Raw genomic sequence first — 14,846 nt, 5'->3', positions numbered from 1 at the left:
TTACAAATGACCGCCGGTCGTCAGCCGTCGAGGAAGCGCTGCCGGTCCTCAGGCAACGGCAACAGGCAGTGATCATAGCGCCCGAACAGTCGATATCGGTTGAGCGCGATACGGTTGTACGCCCAGTCCCTTAGAAAGCGTGGAAAAATCCCCAGCACTTTGAGCAGCGGCCACGGCGCAGGCAACAGCCCCATGATGTGCAGAAAGGCATCCGAGCGTACGAACACCCGATTGTTGACGATGACCGCGATGGTATGAAAATCGTCGAGCGGCAGCCCGGCCCACTTCAGCAATGCCTGCCCTTGCTCCGACTGCACGGCGGCCAAGCGCAGACGCTGATGCGGATCATGGCGAATCAGAAACTTAACCACGCCATTGCACAGTTTGCAGACGCCATCAAACAGCACGACACATTCATCGGGTTTCAGATACGGGGCGGGGGTACTCGGCACAGTATTCACCTGTTCAGGAAAAACAGCCCTGGCGCGCCCGGAAACATGAACGCCCCGCCAGTCGAAGGACCAGCGAGGCGTTCAGGCTAAAGCCATTGCCCGACAGAATCAAACCTTGCGGACGAACTCCGACTTCAGCTTCATCGCGCCGATGCCGTCGATCTTGCAATCGATGTCATGGTCGCCATCGACCAGGCGGATGTTCTTGACCTTGGTGCCGACCTTGACCACCAGCGAGGAGCCTTTGACTTTCAAGTCCTTGATCACCGTGACGGTGTCGCCGTCCTGCAGCACGTTGCCCGTTGAATCCTTGATGACTTTCACGTCGTCGGATGCATCGGCGCCAGCGGCGTCGGCAGACCATTCATGGGCGCATTCCGGGCAGATCAGCAGGCTGCCGTCTTCGTAGGTGTATTCGGAATTGCATTTCGGGCAGGACGGTAAGCTCACAATGGTTCTCGCATCGAGGAGGGTAAAACCATGCATTATAAAGGGCTTTTCCTGTTTCAGGTGGGAAGAGACTGATCTGTCGTCATAAACCTGCTTCAGTCATTGGACAGAAGCGAAGACCTGAACTAAAAAATACAGCACGCTCTGTCTTGCAACTCCTCTTCGACCTCTCCCTACACGACCCCTGCGCCTCGCGTTGGCGGTAGCTATTGCAGCGTGCACTTACCGTCTCTTGCCACTTACTGCACTGAGCACATCACATGGGCATGCCTCACAACCCGGCACTCGGCTACCGGCCCGAGATCGATGGTCTGCGCGCGCTCGCGGTCGTCCCGGTCATTCTGTTCCACGCGGGCTTGCCGCTGTTCAACGGCGGATTCGTGGGCGTCGATATCTTTTTCGTGATTTCCGGCTATCTGATCACGTCGATCATCATCGCGGAGAAGATCAAAGGGCGTTTCTCGCTGATCGACTTCTACGAACGACGCGCGCGGCGCATCCTGCCTGCGCTGTTCGTGATGATGCTGATCTGCCTGCCTGTCGCGTGGTTGACGCTCGATCCGTCTGACCTGAAATACTTCGCCAAGAGTCTGGTGGCGGTGCCGACCTTCTCATCCAACGTGCTGTTCTGGCTGGAAAGCGGCTATTTCGACGCCACGGCAGAACTCAAACCGTTGTTGCACACCTGGACGCTCGCGGTGGAGGAACAGTATTACCTGTTCTTCCCGCTGCTCTTGATGCTGACCTGGGGCCTGGGCCGCAGCAGGCTGATTGGGCTGCTGATGGTCGTCGCCCTGGCCAGCCTGACGCTGGCGCAACAGGGCGCCCATCAAGACACCAGCAACGCGTTTTATCTGCTGCCGGCACGCGCCTGGGAATTGCTGGCGGGCTCACTCATAGCCTTCTACTTTGCCTGGCGACCGCGCAACACCGGGGGTGCTAGCGTTATCGATCAGACGGCAGCGGCATTGGGGATTTTGCTGATCGGTTATGCCGTGGTCGGTTTCGACAGCAGCACGCCCTTCCCCGGCCTTAATGCACTGGTACCCGTGCTGGGTGCGGTGTTAGTCATCGTCTTCGCGCATGGCAAAACCTGGGTTGGAAGCGCGCTGAGTACACGTGTGCCGGTCGCGATCGGCATGCTCAGCTACAGCGCCTACCTGTGGCATCAGCCCGTTTTTGCCTTCGCCCGCCAGTACAAGCTGAATGAACCGGGCCTGCTGCTCATGCTGGCGCTTGCCCTTGTGTCTCTGATGCTGGCCTGGTTGAGCTGGCGTTTCGTTGAGCAGCCGTTTCGCAAGGCGGGCACCTTCAATCGCCGTCAGATTTTCACCACGGCAGGCGCTGCCTCAACGCTGTTTATCGCGCTGGGGCTGGTCGGCTATGTGAATAACGGCTTTCCCCAGCGCTTCGCTGTCGACCCGGAGCTGCATCAGGCATTCGCCGACCCGTTGATACGCGACAAATGCGACCCGCCCTTGGCCGGCAAAGGCGGTAACGTCGATTTTTGCCTGTTCGGGCTCGCTGACAGTCAGACAGTGCCGGATATGGCGCTGTTCGGCGACAGCCACTCCGAGGCGCTGTTATCCACGTTCGACGCCGCCGCTCGGGATCAGGGCAGAACCCTCGCGCATATCGGCCTGGGCGGCTGCCTGCCCTTGCTCGGCGTGGACGTGGCCAACGGCAACTATGCTGCGGGGGTCTGCGAAGCGCTGGCCGATCGGGAGTTCGAATACGTGAAACAGCAGCGGATCAAGAAGGTCGTGCTGGTGGCGCGCTGGACGCTGTATACCGGCGACGATTACAGCGAGAGGACGATGAGCAAATATTTCCTGACCTCACGCGCCGATCCGCAGAAAAGCCGGGAAACCTCGCGCAGGGTATTCAGCCAGGCGCTTGAACACACGATCGAGGCCTACCGCAGTATCGGCGCCGAGCTGTTCATCGTTGCGCAGGTACCACAGCAAATGATCAACCCTGAAAGTCTTTATTACCGCTTGGCGCGGGATGCTTCGGAAAGCGATGCGCAGGCATTACAGCGGGTCAGCGAACTGTCGGTGCCGGTCGAAAAACACGACCTGTTGCAGCGTTTCACCCGCCAGCTGTTCCTGCGCGCCAGCCAATCGCAACACATCAGCCTGATCACGCTGGATGACGCCTTCTGCAAGGACAGGCAATGCCTGATCGGCGACCTGCATTCGTACTACAAGGATTTCAACCACCTCAACGCCCGGGGTGCGGGGCTGCTTGCCGGTCAGATCAGCCATATTCTTGAGCAGTGACAGGGTTTTATCAGGCGGCATTGTCTGTAATGCTGATGCCTGACCAGACGCCCGAGGACCACCGCATGACCGCCGCCAGCTTTACCCCCTTCGAGGATCTGGCCAACCTGCTGATACCCCACACTCACGCAGAGAAAATCGACGGCTCGCACGATGTCTCGCACTTGCTGCGTGTGTGGAAAAACGTCTGCGCCATTCGTGACCGTGAAGGCGGCGATGCCCGCGTCCTGATTGCGGCGACACTGCTGCATGACTGCGTTTCAGTCGAGAAAGACTCGCCGTTTCGCGCCAGCGCATCACGACTGGCGGCAGCGCGGGCCAGCGAATTGTTGACCGAGATGGGTTGGGATGAACAGAGCATCGCCTCCGTCGCCCACGCCATCGAAGCGCACAGTTTCTCGGCGGCGATCACGCCCTTGACCCTCGAGGCGAGAATACTGCAGGACGCCGACCGTCTGGACTCGCTGGGCATGATTGGTGTGGCACGCACCTTCTACGTATCAGGGCGGCTCGGCAAAGGGCTCTACGACCCGAATGACCCGCATGCCAGCCGGCGTCCCTATGACGACCTGAATTTCGCCGTCGACCACTTCCACACCAAGCTGCTGCACCTGGCTGACGGTTTTCAGACCGATACCGGCGCACAGATGGCGAAAGTCCGGCACCACCGGGTCAAACGCTTTCTGGACGAACTGATGGAGGAAGTTGCGTTTCCCCAGCCATGATTCGTCAACTGCACGGCAACCCTTCAAGAGATGTCATAAAGACATCACACAATTGCCCTATAAACGGCTCTCCGAGAAGGTCCGTGTGTTTATAGGGGTTGTGTGCCGTGAAAAGATTTATGCCTCGTTTCCTACGTCGGCAAGCCACAACGACAACACTCTTGCGCCGCTTCAAAATCACGCTGCGCCTGGTGATCTGCTTCGCTGTCACCTCCCTCTTGATGGTCGCGCTTGGCGCGTTCTGCCTGTTGCAGATGCAAGCTATCCGCACCCAGGGCGAGGCGGTCGAGAGCGGCGCCCTGCCCAGTATCGCCACTGCAGATGCCATCGCCATCGGCCTGGTCAAACTGCGCAGCGAAACCACCCGTCTGATCGCCAACGCCGACGATCCGGGTGCCGTCATCAACAGCAAGATCAATGTCGAACAACTCAGGAATGAGGTAGAGAAAGGCTTCTCTGAATACCTCGCACGCGTTCAGTCGGGCACAGAGCATGACTCGATTGTCGCGTTGCAGGATGCCTACAAGGCCTTCATGCCCGGCTTGCAGGATCAGATCGCGCTGATCGAGCAGAACAAGCTGGACGAGGCCAGGATGCTGGCCAACACCATGCTCTCGCTGCAAGGCGACCTGATGGACATGCAAGTGCAGCTGTTGCGCGAACTGAACAAGCAGAGTGCGGCCACCGCTGTAGAGGCCGCAAGCGCCAGCTACGAGCAAACGCGGATCATCGCGCTGAGCACCATCGGCCTGGTTCTGGCACTGACCCTGTTGCTGGCCTGGCGCCTGAGCGTCAGTATCATCCACCCGGTGCGGCAGGCTTTACACATCGCCAGCACCATTGCCGATGGTGACCTGAGCGAACACCCGATACCGGACGGCAAGGACGAGACCGCGCAATTGCTGATCACCCTGGGGCGCATGCGCACCAACCTGCACAGCACGATCGACCAGATCTACGCGGCGGCGGCACAGTTGTCGCAATCGGTTCAGGAAATGGGCAGCATCGCCGAAGCCAGTGCGCTCAATCTGCAGCTGCAGAACACTGAAATCGAGCAGGCTGCTGTCGCAGTCAATCAGATGAGTCAGGCGGCCATCGAAGTGGCAGGCAACGCCAGCAATACCGTGACCGAATCAGAGGCGTCGACCCAGGCGGCAGCACAAGGGCAGGAAAAGCTGTCGGCAACCATTCTTTCGATCAAGGAACTGACCAAGAATGTGCTGGATTCGTCGCATCAGGCTGAAGGGCTGGCCGAACGCACCCAGAGCATCAGCAGCATCCTCGATGTGATTCGTGCAATTGCCAATCAGACCAATTTACTGGCGCTGAACGCAGCTATCGAAGCTGCACGGGCAGGCGAAGCCGGACGCGGCTTTGCCGTGGTGGCCGATGAGGTCCGCTCACTGGCGCAGCGCACCAGTGCCTCCACCGCGGAAATCGAGGGGCTGATCAGCGGCGTGCAGCAAAGCACCCAGCAAACCGCCAGCTCGCTGCGCCACACGGCGACGCAGGCCAACCTGACGATGGAACAGGCCGCCTCGACCGGCGAAGCCTTGCAAGTGATCATCCAGTCAACCGCCACCATCAACGACCGCAACCTGCTGATTGCCAGTGCCGCAGAGCAGCAGGCCCAGGTGGCGACTGAAGTGGACCGCAACCTGAGCAGTATTCGCGACCTGTCCAGCCAGACCGCATCAGGCGCGCAGCAGACCACCGTCGCGAGTAACGCACTGTCGATGCTGGCCAATGACCTGAACCTGATGGTGCAGCGTTTCGTGCTGTGATGGGTTGAACGTCGCCAGCCAGCCTGCAACAACAGGCTGGCTGGCGACGATCGGCTGTCAGTCCTGCGGACGCAGACGGTACTGCGGCGGCAGTTGCTCGAAACCGCTGATGGTCACGTCGAGGCTTTTCCAGCGGCCATCCTTGATGCCGTAGATGCAGCCATGCACAGACAGGCTCTGCCCACGGTGCCAGGCGTTCTGCACAATGCTGGTGTGACCGACGTTGGCCACTTGCTGGATCACGTTCAATTCACACAGGCGGTCGACGCGCTCTTCCTCGGTCGGCAGCTTGGCCAGCAACTCGCGGTTTTCGTAATACAGATCACGAATCGTGCGCAGCCAGCCGTCGATCAGGCCGAACTGGCGGTCCTGCATGGACGCCCGCACGCCGCCGCAACCGTAGTGGCCTGTGACCAGAATGTGTTTGACCTTCAACACGTCCACTGCGTATTGAATCACTGACAGACAGTTCAGGTCGGTGTGCAGCACGACGTTGGCCACGTTGCGGTGAACGAACAGATCACCCGGCAGCATGCCGACGATTTCGTTGGCCGGCACGCGTGCATCGGAGCAACCGATCCACAGGAACTCAGGGGTTTGCTGGCGGGCCAGTTTGGCGAAAAACTCAGGGTCTTCCTGCTTTATCGCATCGGCCCAGCGTGCATTGTTATCAATCAGGTCTTGTAGCTCGTTCATGCTTTGACGCCTCGATAATGATGCCCAGCCTTGGACTGGAGTCGAATCCTTCAAGTCACGCCTGTTTGCCACTACTGGCAAAATTCACCAACGCTCGTCGGTCAACAAAAAGGAATCTTCAAAGTCATGGCCGGTCCACTTTTTACGACCACCTGACATGAGGATTTCCCATGAACGATTCACGCCGTCCGTTCGGTGCTACCGAACCGGAACCCATCGACGATAACGAAGACCGTATGGGCTCCATGGAAACACTCGATTTCGACGAGGAAGAACCGGGCCGTATTGGCGATCTTATCCCTGAAGGCGAGCTACAACATGAAATTCCGGATCAGCGCGTGCGTGAGGCAGGTCTCACGGGTGCTTCCACGGATGATCATCACTCGACTGACGATGATCTGTCTCCGGAAACCCTGATTCGTGAAGACGGTGCTCGTTCACCGTCCGAGCAGGGCGATGGCGACCCGGCTGATCTGGACCTGACCGTAGTCGACGAAGACGACATCGGCGGTGGCAACGGCCTGGACGAAGAAGAACTGGCAATCATCGACCCGCTGGACGGCAACACCCAGCGCTGACAGCCAGTATTACTCGAAAAGCGTGCAGGCCATGACCACTGCGTCTTCACGGCCGCCCACTGCCGGGTAGTAATCGCGACGCCGGCCTATCTCGTTGAAACCGTAGTTTTCATACAGACGATAGGCTGGACGGTTGCTGTCACGCAGCTCCAGAAAGCATTCCCGTGCATTGAGCTGATAAGCGCGTTTCATCAGATGGTCGAGCAGTAACAAGCCAAGACCCCGCCCCTGGTTTTCAGGTTTGACCGTGATGTTAAGCAGGTGCGCTTCGTCGATGATGACCTGAATGACGCCGTGCCCGACCTGCTGCGCGCCCTCGAACATCAGCCAGATCTCGTAGGACTTGAGCCCGTCGAGAAAGATGCCGCGTGTCCAGGGATGACTGAACGCCGCGTATTCGATTTTCAGCACCGCGTCCATGTCGGCTTCGGTCATGCGGCGGAAGGTTACGGCATCACTCATCGATCGATTTCCAGCGCGTCATCAGCCGACGCATGGCTTTCCAGACATCCGCCTTGCGCTCAGGCTCGTCCATCAGTAATTCAAGACCTGGCAGCGCCCAGGCCGTGCCCAGGCCTTCAATCTGCAGCTCACGGTGGTAAGACTCGGCATCGGCTTCACCGGCGTACTTCATCGACGGCAGCCCGATCAGCCACAGGCAGGCGCAAGGCTCGTCCTCGAGCCGCGCGCCGACGAAGCCCTGCACGAAATCACGCGCGGCCTCCGGGCCCTGGTCCATCTGGCCGCGGACCAGCAATGGCCAGCGCACGGGCTCGCCGATGATCTGTGGGCTGTCGGGCAGACCGGCGGCGCGCAGCATGTCCTTGAGCAGCAGGTAGGAAGGATCACGGCTCTGAAACGGCTGACCGGTGGTGAGTTCGACCAGTAACAGGCAGCGTCCGGCGCGCAACAATTGCAGGGCAAAGCGCGGTGGCGGTACCACCGGCGCCTTGGGCGGCGCCGGCTCGGCCTCTTCGGCGGCCGGGGTGGCTGCGCGCGTGCTGGCCAGTGAAGGGCGCGGCACCTCGACCCTCGGGCGTTCGGGCTGCCGTGCCATCGGCTCGACGTTCGACGTTTCGGCAGGTGCAGCGTGCTCCGCTGGCGAAGCAGCAGGCGCGACACGTTGCACCTCGACCGGCAGCGGCAACGGCACAAGCAGCAGCGGGCGCGACGGCGCGGCGAATGGCAGTTCTGTGCGCGGCAGCCAGTTGACCACCTGCATGGCAGTCAAATAAGCGCGGCGACGGGACTCGTTGAGCAAGGGTCAGCCACCTGTGGATAAGTTAAGCGCGCAATTCTAGCGTTGTTCGCCTTTTTGCGCTGCAGCATATCGCCCGCAGGTGAAATATCAGTCGGCTGATGCAGTACAATTGCCGCTTTTCACTTGCCAACAGTCGGCCTAACGATGATCGAACCCAAGCGCGTTCTGCGCGCCCTTGCCGAGCACTGGGCGCTCCTTGAGCCCTTATGCGAACATTTCGACCAGGGTACGTTGAGCCTGAGCGAGCTGCGCCTGCAACTGGGCGCTCAGCAGCAGGACAGCACTCCGCAAGACATCACCAACCTGCTGGACGTGTGGATCCGTCTGGACATTCTGGTGCCCGTCGCGAAAAGCCCGAACCGTTTCGAGCTCAACGCACAGATCCATGACTTCCTGTCGTACCTGCGCCGCGAGCACCGTCTGGGCCTGTGCCTGGAAATCGAGGCCTACCTGCGCCATCTGGAGCGACTGGCCGGTTACATTCAGGATGCATTCGAGGTTCGCGACGCCAACGATCTGGCCAGACAACTGCGGCTGCTGGACATGCGCGTGCGCGACGTACTCAAGAAGCTCGCCAACGACGAACAGGCGCTGGTCGCCGTGGCCGACCGGGCCAAGACCAGTGACCGGCAGATCCCGTTGCGTCAGCGCTATGCCGAAGTCTTGGCGACGTGGGACGAATACGTCGAGCCGATGATTCAACTGGTCAACGCAGACGGTGCGTTCGAACAGGGCGTGCGCAAGGTCGAGAACGTCCTGCTGCGCCTGCTGACCGAGCAACAACGTCTCGGTCACCTGGTCGACGACGACATGCTGCTGCGCACCCACGCGCGCATTCTGGAAATGCAGACCAGCGCCCAGTTGACCTTGCGCCATGCGCGCGAACTGCTGCTGCCGTTGCGCGAAGAAGCGCGTCGCCATAATGCGGTGACCCGTGGCGCAGCGCTGGCCTTGTCCGCCATTCGCCGCAAGGGGCTGGATGCGGTGCCGCAGGCTGCCATGCCGATGTTCACCCGTCCGCAAAGCACGTTCCTGGGCAGTGCCAGTCAGGTCGAGGCCTACGTGTATGCCCTGGCGCGTTTTGAGCCGAAACCCGCGAGATTCCCCAAGGCCAGCGGTACCCGCAAGGGCCAGGCGCCACGCGCACCGCGTACGGTCAAGGAGATGCTCGAACGCTGCGAAGACGCCTTGCCGATGCCTGACCTGATGGTCTGGTTGCTGGAGCAGGAGCCGACCGGGGAGACCGACGAGCTGCTCTACTGGTTCTCGCGCCTGTCGCGCGACAAGCGCTTCGCCCGTGAACGCCTCGAGCGTCGCGAATATTTCACCCGGGAGCACCGCGTCAGCCTTCGCTCCTTTGCCCTGCTCGCTGCAAAAGACGAGCAGGCCGAGCATTCCGAGAGCACCGTTCATGCATCTTGATCTATCCGAAATGTCCCAGCTCGCGCCGATCTTTCGCGAGCTGTTCAAGGGCTATCACATCAGCCGCCGCGACCCGGAGCTGTACACCCAGCTCTCCAATTGCCAGGACCAGTACCGCACGCTGTTCAAGGCACTGGGCTTCGAACTGGTCTGCGACACGCGTGGCTTTTATTACTTCGTGCCTGAACTGGCTGCCGCGCAGGTCAACAAGACCGCCCAGCGCCTGGCACTGTTCACCTTCATCCTCGTTGAACATCTGGCAGATCAGGGCCGTGACCCCATGTCGGTGCTCGACGGTGGCAGCCTGGGCCGCGACGAGTTGCCTTCGATGCTGGAAAAGTACCGCGATCTGTTTCTCCAGGCTGAAGTGCAGACCCCGGAAGAGCTCGAAGAAAAGATCATGCGCCGCATGACGCAGTTGGGCTTTGCCAGTGAGGAAGTGGGTATCTACCGCTTCCTGCCGCCGATGCACCGTTTTCTCGATGTGTGCCTGTCGGTGCAACAGGATCGCGATCTGGCCGCCAGCCTGCATAGCGCCCTGCCCCTGCCGACGCCCGTGCTCATCGATGACGACAGCGACGAGAAACTGCTGGAAACCGATGACCCGCTGGACCTGGCTGAATTCGGTGAAGAGACCGAGGAAGAGGCACTGGCCCGGGCAATCGCCGATGAGCAACGACAGGAGATGGACACATGAGCCAGGAACGTTATGGCATCCGCCGCTTTGCCCTGTTGAACACTGCCGGTTACAGCCTCGGCCTGTTCCCGCTGGAAAATCCGCTGTCGGTATATGGTGCGAACAACCTCGGCAAAAGCGCCTCGATCAACGCCCTGCAATTCCCGATTCTGGCGCGCATGTCGGACATGAGCTTCGGCAAGTACAGCCTGGAACAATCGCGGCGCTTCTACTTCGCCTCCGACACCAGCTATATTCTGGTGGAAGTTTCCCTGCCTCATGGCCCGCATGTCATCGGCGTCGTGGGTCGCGGTCCGGGTGGCGGCTTCGGCCATCAGTTCTTCGCCTATGCCGGCGAGCTGGATCTGGGTCATTACCAGAAGAACGACACCTGCCTGCGTCAGAAAGAGCTGTTCAGCAACCTGGAAAGCCAGGGCCTGAAAGCCTACGAGCTGAAGCCTGACGAACTGCGCCGTCTGCTGGTCGGCGGCCACACGTCGATTCCGCTGGACCTGACCTTGATCCCGCTGCGCTCCACCAGCGAGCAGAGCCTCAAGACCTTCCGCGCACTGTTCATCAACCTGCTGCACATGCGCGAAATCACGGCTGCCAAACTCAAGCAGCTGTTTCTGGATGCCTTCGAGCACAGCCTGCGTTCGGGCAGCGTCGACTACATTGCCGCCTGTGAAGAAGCCTTCCGCGATGTGCGGCGTATGGAACAGGACTACAACTCGCTGGTGCTGGCCGGCCCTCTGGTCGAGGCGCTGGCCGCTGGCGTCAAACAGCGCGATGTGTTGCGCGGCAAACTGCATCGTCTGTCACCGATCCTCGATTCACTGCTCGGCACCTGGTCGGATTACTCCGGTGCGCGCAAAGAAGAGCTGGTGATCCAGGCTGAGCATTACCGTGCTCAGCAGGATGAGATGCAAAACGATCAGCGCAGCAGCACCCAGGAACTGATGCGCCTGGAGCGCGAGATCAGCAGCATCCAGCGCTGGGTCGGCGAGCTGTCGGTGCTGAAGAATCGTTTTGCGCTGGTCGATGACGTCAAGGTGCTGGAGCAACAGCTGCTCGCCGCCAAGGACGCTCATGATGAGCTGGCCGGTGCGCTGGCCCAGTCCCGGCAGTTCAGCGCCGAAGACCTGGACGAGCGCCTGCGCGATCTGGAAAAACGCCTCAAGTCGGTCAAACAGCAGCTCGATCATGCGGACAACAACAGCTACGCCCGCCTGCGCGAAGAGTTTTCCCAGCCGGACGTCGAACGTCTGATGCGTCTGTTCAACAGCGCACTGTTCAGCTTGCCGTTGGGTGAGCAAGGTATTGCGCTGGATGATGGCGATGCGTGGGTCAAGTCGCTGGAGACCATTCTGGATGGCTTCAAGGGCGATCAGTTTGCAGTACCGGGGCTGACCATCAACCTGTCGAGCATCGAGCCGCCTGCCCTGCAGGCGCTGGCCGATCGTGCCGCGTTGCGCGATCAGAAAGAGCGACTGGAGAAAGAACTCAAACAACTGAAAACCCAGCAGGCTGTCGCTGCCGACCGTTCGGCGAGCAAGACCCAGACCGAAGCGCTTTATCAACAAGTGCTGGATGCGCAAAAAGCGCTTGAAGACTTCCGCCGCTGCCAGACCTTGAGCGCGGAGGAATCCACCAAGCTGGAAGAACTTGCGCAGATGGAAGCCGCTCAGGATGAACTGAAACGCTCCAGCGACGCGTTCACTGAGCGCGTGCAGCAACTGTCAGCCAAGCTGCAATTGATCGCACGTCAGATCGGCGATATGGAATCCAAGCAACGCACGCTGGACGACGCGCTACGTCGCCGTCAGTTACTGCCAGCAGACCTGCCTTTCGGCACACCGTTCATGGACCCGATCGACGACTCCATGGATAACCTGTTGCCGCTGCTCAACGACTATCAGGACAGCTGGCAGGGTCTGTTGCGCAGCGATGGGCAGATTGAGGCGCTGTACGCACAGGTTCGCCTCAAGGGTGTGGCCAAGTTCGACAGCGAGGACGACATGGAGCGTCGCCTGCAGTTATTGATCAATGCCTACGCGCACCGTACCGACGAAGCGCTTACGCTGGGCAAGGCGCGTCGCGCTGCGGTCACGGATATCGCACGTACCCTGCGCAACATCCGTAGCGACTACGACAGCCTTGAGCATCAACTGGCGCTGTTCAACCGCGAGATCAACAAGCGTCAGGTCTCGAACCTGGCAAGCTTCCGTATCGTGCTCGCCCCTAACAAGGAAGCGCTCAAGCACATCGATCAGATCATCCACAGCGCCGGGCAGTACGAGGAAGGCGAGACGCTGTCGGTCTTCGACCTGAGCCAGAGCGCAGAGCAGGACAACAAGAACGAAGAAGCCAAGGAATATCTGGCCCGGCTTGTGGCTGCCAACCACAACCAATTGGGCTTGAAAGACCTGTTCGAACTGGCATTCGAAATCACCAAGGTCAATGGTCAGCCGGTTATCCACACCGATATCGATGGGGCTGCCTCCAACGGCACCACGATGACCATCAAGGCATTGACCAACATGTACCTGCTGTTGCACTTGATGGATCGCGATCAGGCCGGGCGGGTGCGTTTGCCTTACTACCTCGACGAAGCCGCAGACATCGACGAGAAGAATCAGGCAGCCCTGCTGGAAACCAGCCTGCAACTAGGCTTCGTTCCAATTCTGGCCAGTGTCAAGCCACAGGTCTCGGCTCATGTTGCCATCGACCTGGAAGGCGGTAGCGGACCCAATGGCATCTACATTGATGAAGCGGACTGGAAATACATTCAGCGTCGTGACGATGTGAAACCAGAGGTTCCGGAACTGGCCTCTTAAAGGCTGATTGCTGTGAACAGAAGGCCGCATGAAAATGCGGCCTTTTTTATCGTCTTTGAATTGAGTGAGGCCGTGTTGCAGGCCTCAGGCGAGCAGACTCTTTACTCATCGAATTCATAATGAGGTGCAGCAAACACGCATACGATTACACCAGGCAGGCTTGGAGTGATCCCATGAGAACGATACTGCTGACGGTCTTGCTGGTCGTCGCTGCAACAGCGCATGCAACTGACTACTACGTGGCCCCCAATGGCGATGATCACGCTGCCGGTACCAAAGCCTCACCGTTGCGCACCATCATGCGTGCGCAGCAAGCCGCAAAGGCCGGCGACACGGTGTACTTTCGCGGCGGCACCTATGCCTACACAGCCGGCATCAACCGCTGCGCTACCCGCACAGACACCGTGAATGCCATCACCCTGAACAACAGCGGCAGCGAAAACAAACCCATACGCTACTGGGCCTATCCGGGCGAAACACCGGTTTTCGATTTCTCGGCCATGAAAGACGATTGTAGGGTGAAAGGCTTCAACGTTACCGGTAGCTGGCTACACCTGAAGGGGCTGGAGGTGACCGGCGTACCGCAGCAGCCGGAAAACCATCTCAACCACGAGTCATGGGGCATCTGGAACAGCGGCAGCCACAATACCTTCGAGCAACTCAATCTGCATCACAACATGGGACCCGGCCTGTTCATTCAGAACGGCGGCTATAACCTGGTACTGAATTCCGACTCTCACCACAACTACGATCCTTACACCTCAAACGGCGCAGGTCAGAGTGCAGACGGCTTCGGCGCACATATCAAGGCGGGCCATCCAGGTAATGTATTCCGCGGCTGCAGAGCGTGGGCCAATTCTGACGACGGCTTTGACCTGATCAATGCCTTTTCGCCAGTCACCATCGAAAGCTCATGGGCATGGCAGCAGGGTTACCTGCCTGGCACGCGAACAAAACTTGAAGCAGGCAATGGTAATGGCATCAAGGCCGGCGGATACGGTGGCAAGTATGTGCCTGACGGCGTGAAACACATCGTCCGTAATTCAGTTGCCTTCGACAACAAGTCCGCTGGTTTCTATGCCAATCACCATACCCTGGCACTGGACTTCATCAACAACACGGCTTTTGCAAATGGCGTGAACTACAACATGGCAGGTATCGCCCCGGATGGTTCACTGATCCCTCTCGGTAACCTGCTCAACAACATCGCCTACAAGGGACGGTTGACCGTTAACACCGAAGGACTGGATATGGCACACAACTCCTGGACATTGCCAACGCCGGTAACTGACGCAGACTTTGAGGATGTTTCGGAGACGGGGTGGGATGCGCCACGTCAGCCGGACGGAAGCCTGCCAGTGCTGCGCAGCTTCCACCTTCGACCTGGCAGCAGACTGGCAGGGATGGGGGCGTTTCACTAAGTCTTGGGGTCTCTGGCGCCTATGCGGCTGCATTGCAATAGACAGAGGATGCAGAGATTTCTGGAACCCCAGACAAACAAAAACCCTCAACGCGTAAGCGAAGAGGGTTTCTGGAATTCAATCTTGACGATGACCTACTCTCACATGGGGAAACCCCACACTACCATCGGCGATACATCGTTTCACTACTGAGTTCGGGATGGGATCAGGTGGTTCCAATGCTCTATGGTCGTCAAGAAATTCGGGTACCGAATCGTGCCGT

Annotated in this window: 13 protein-coding genes, 1 rRNA gene and 1 pseudogene; 9 read left to right on the top strand and 6 right to left on the bottom strand. The window is 59.4% G+C overall.

What is annotated here, in order from left to right; genetic code table 11:
* Positions 1 to 20: 20 nt before the first annotated feature.
* Together BT119_RS08710 and BT119_RS08705 are read right to left on the bottom strand one after the other, a co-directional pair.
* Complete coding sequence (locus tag BT119_RS08710) at positions 21 to 452, bottom strand: thiol-disulfide oxidoreductase DCC family protein (protein ID WP_032609522.1); 432 nt, start codon at positions 450 to 452, stop codon at positions 21 to 23.
* A gap of 108 nt (positions 453 to 560) precedes the next feature.
* Positions 561 to 905: a zinc ribbon domain-containing protein YjdM gene (locus BT119_RS08705; protein WP_032609549.1), complete on the bottom strand. Its 345-nt coding sequence runs from the start codon at positions 903 to 905 to the stop codon at positions 561 to 563.
* A gap of 257 nt (positions 906 to 1,162) precedes the next feature.
* Here BT119_RS08705 and BT119_RS08700 point away from each other — a divergent pair, with 257 nt between their 5' ends.
* From BT119_RS08700 to BT119_RS27765, 4 genes and pseudogenes are all read left to right on the top strand, one after another.
* On the top strand, positions 1,163 to 3,184 hold the full coding sequence (locus BT119_RS08700; protein ID WP_072365385.1) for an acyltransferase family protein: 2,022 nt from the start codon (positions 1,163 to 1,165) through the stop codon (positions 3,182 to 3,184).
* A 65-nt stretch (positions 3,185 to 3,249) separates the two neighbouring features.
* The gene (locus tag BT119_RS08695) at positions 3,250 to 3,909 is read left to right on the top strand and encodes an HD domain-containing protein (protein ID WP_072365769.1); all 660 of its coding nucleotides are present in this window, start codon (positions 3,250 to 3,252) and stop codon (positions 3,907 to 3,909) included.
* Positions 3,910 to 4,028: 119 nt separating this feature from the next.
* Positions 4,029 to 4,835 (top strand): annotated as a pseudogene (locus tag BT119_RS27770) (MCP four helix bundle domain-containing protein); the annotation flags it as partial.
* Complete coding sequence (locus tag BT119_RS27765; protein WP_371857168.1) at positions 4,830 to 5,693, top strand: methyl-accepting chemotaxis protein; 864 nt, start codon at positions 4,830 to 4,832, stop codon at positions 5,691 to 5,693. The pseudogene BT119_RS27770 and the gene BT119_RS27765, both read left to right, overlap by 6 nt.
* Before the next feature lie 57 nt (positions 5,694 to 5,750).
* On the opposite strand, the gene can is transcribed toward BT119_RS27765, so the two are convergent.
* The gene (gene can, locus BT119_RS08685) at positions 5,751 to 6,389 is read right to left on the bottom strand and encodes a carbonate dehydratase (protein ID WP_003345939.1); all 639 of its coding nucleotides are present in this window, start codon (positions 6,387 to 6,389) and stop codon (positions 5,751 to 5,753) included.
* A gap of 170 nt (positions 6,390 to 6,559) precedes the next feature.
* Between can and BT119_RS08680 the strand changes: the two genes are divergently transcribed.
* The gene (locus tag BT119_RS08680; RefSeq protein ID WP_003365778.1) at positions 6,560 to 6,967 is read left to right on the top strand and encodes a hypothetical protein; all 408 of its coding nucleotides are present in this window, start codon (positions 6,560 to 6,562) and stop codon (positions 6,965 to 6,967) included.
* A 9-nt stretch (positions 6,968 to 6,976) separates the two neighbouring features.
* Here BT119_RS08680 and rimI read toward each other — a convergent pair whose 3' ends face one another.
* Entirely contained in the window at positions 6,977 to 7,429 is a 453-nt protein-coding gene (gene rimI / locus BT119_RS08675; RefSeq protein ID WP_003365779.1) for a ribosomal protein S18-alanine N-acetyltransferase, read from the bottom strand.
* Positions 7,422 to 8,228, bottom strand: a complete 807-nt coding sequence (locus BT119_RS08670) for a hypothetical protein (RefSeq protein WP_058416321.1) — start codon at positions 8,226 to 8,228, stop codon at positions 7,422 to 7,424. The genes rimI and BT119_RS08670 overlap by 8 nt, the downstream gene beginning before the upstream one ends.
* Before the next feature lie 144 nt (positions 8,229 to 8,372).
* Here BT119_RS08670 and mksB point away from each other — a divergent pair, with 144 nt between their 5' ends.
* The 4 genes from mksB (at position 8,373) to BT119_RS08650 (ending at position 14,584) form a co-directional block, all read left to right on the top strand.
* On the top strand, positions 8,373 to 9,650 hold the full coding sequence (mksB, locus tag BT119_RS08665; RefSeq protein WP_003404706.1) for an Mks condensin complex protein MksB: 1,278 nt from the start codon (positions 8,373 to 8,375) through the stop codon (positions 9,648 to 9,650).
* Complete coding sequence (mksE, locus tag BT119_RS08660) at positions 9,640 to 10,347, top strand: Mks condensin complex protein MksE (protein WP_003365786.1); 708 nt, start codon at positions 9,640 to 9,642, stop codon at positions 10,345 to 10,347. Before mksB ends, mksE begins: the two co-directional genes overlap by 11 nt.
* Positions 10,344 to 13,163 carry an Mks condensin complex protein MksF gene (mksF, locus tag BT119_RS08655; protein WP_003391215.1) on the top strand — a complete coding sequence of 940 codons (2,820 nt, stop codon included), beginning with the start codon at positions 10,344 to 10,346 and terminating at the stop codon, positions 13,161 to 13,163. Before mksE ends, mksF begins: the two co-directional genes overlap by 4 nt.
* 173 nt (positions 13,164 to 13,336) lie before the next feature.
* Positions 13,337 to 14,584, top strand: coding sequence for a right-handed parallel beta-helix repeat-containing protein (locus BT119_RS08650; RefSeq protein ID WP_072365382.1), 1,248 nt, complete (start codon positions 13,337 to 13,339; stop codon positions 14,582 to 14,584).
* Between the two features lie 121 nt (positions 14,585 to 14,705).
* Here BT119_RS08650 and rrf read toward each other — a convergent pair.
* Positions 14,706 to 14,821, bottom strand: a 5S ribosomal RNA gene (gene rrf, locus BT119_RS08645).
* Positions 14,822 to 14,846 lie beyond the last annotated feature (25 nt).

It is taken from the genome of Pseudomonas sp. NFACC10-1, from assembly GCF_900119195.1.
Lineage (GTDB): Bacteria > Pseudomonadota > Gammaproteobacteria > Pseudomonadales > Pseudomonadaceae > Aquipseudomonas > Aquipseudomonas cerasi.
The sequence above is the reverse complement of the archived record's forward strand: the minus strand, read 5'-3'. Positions and strand labels throughout refer to the sequence as shown.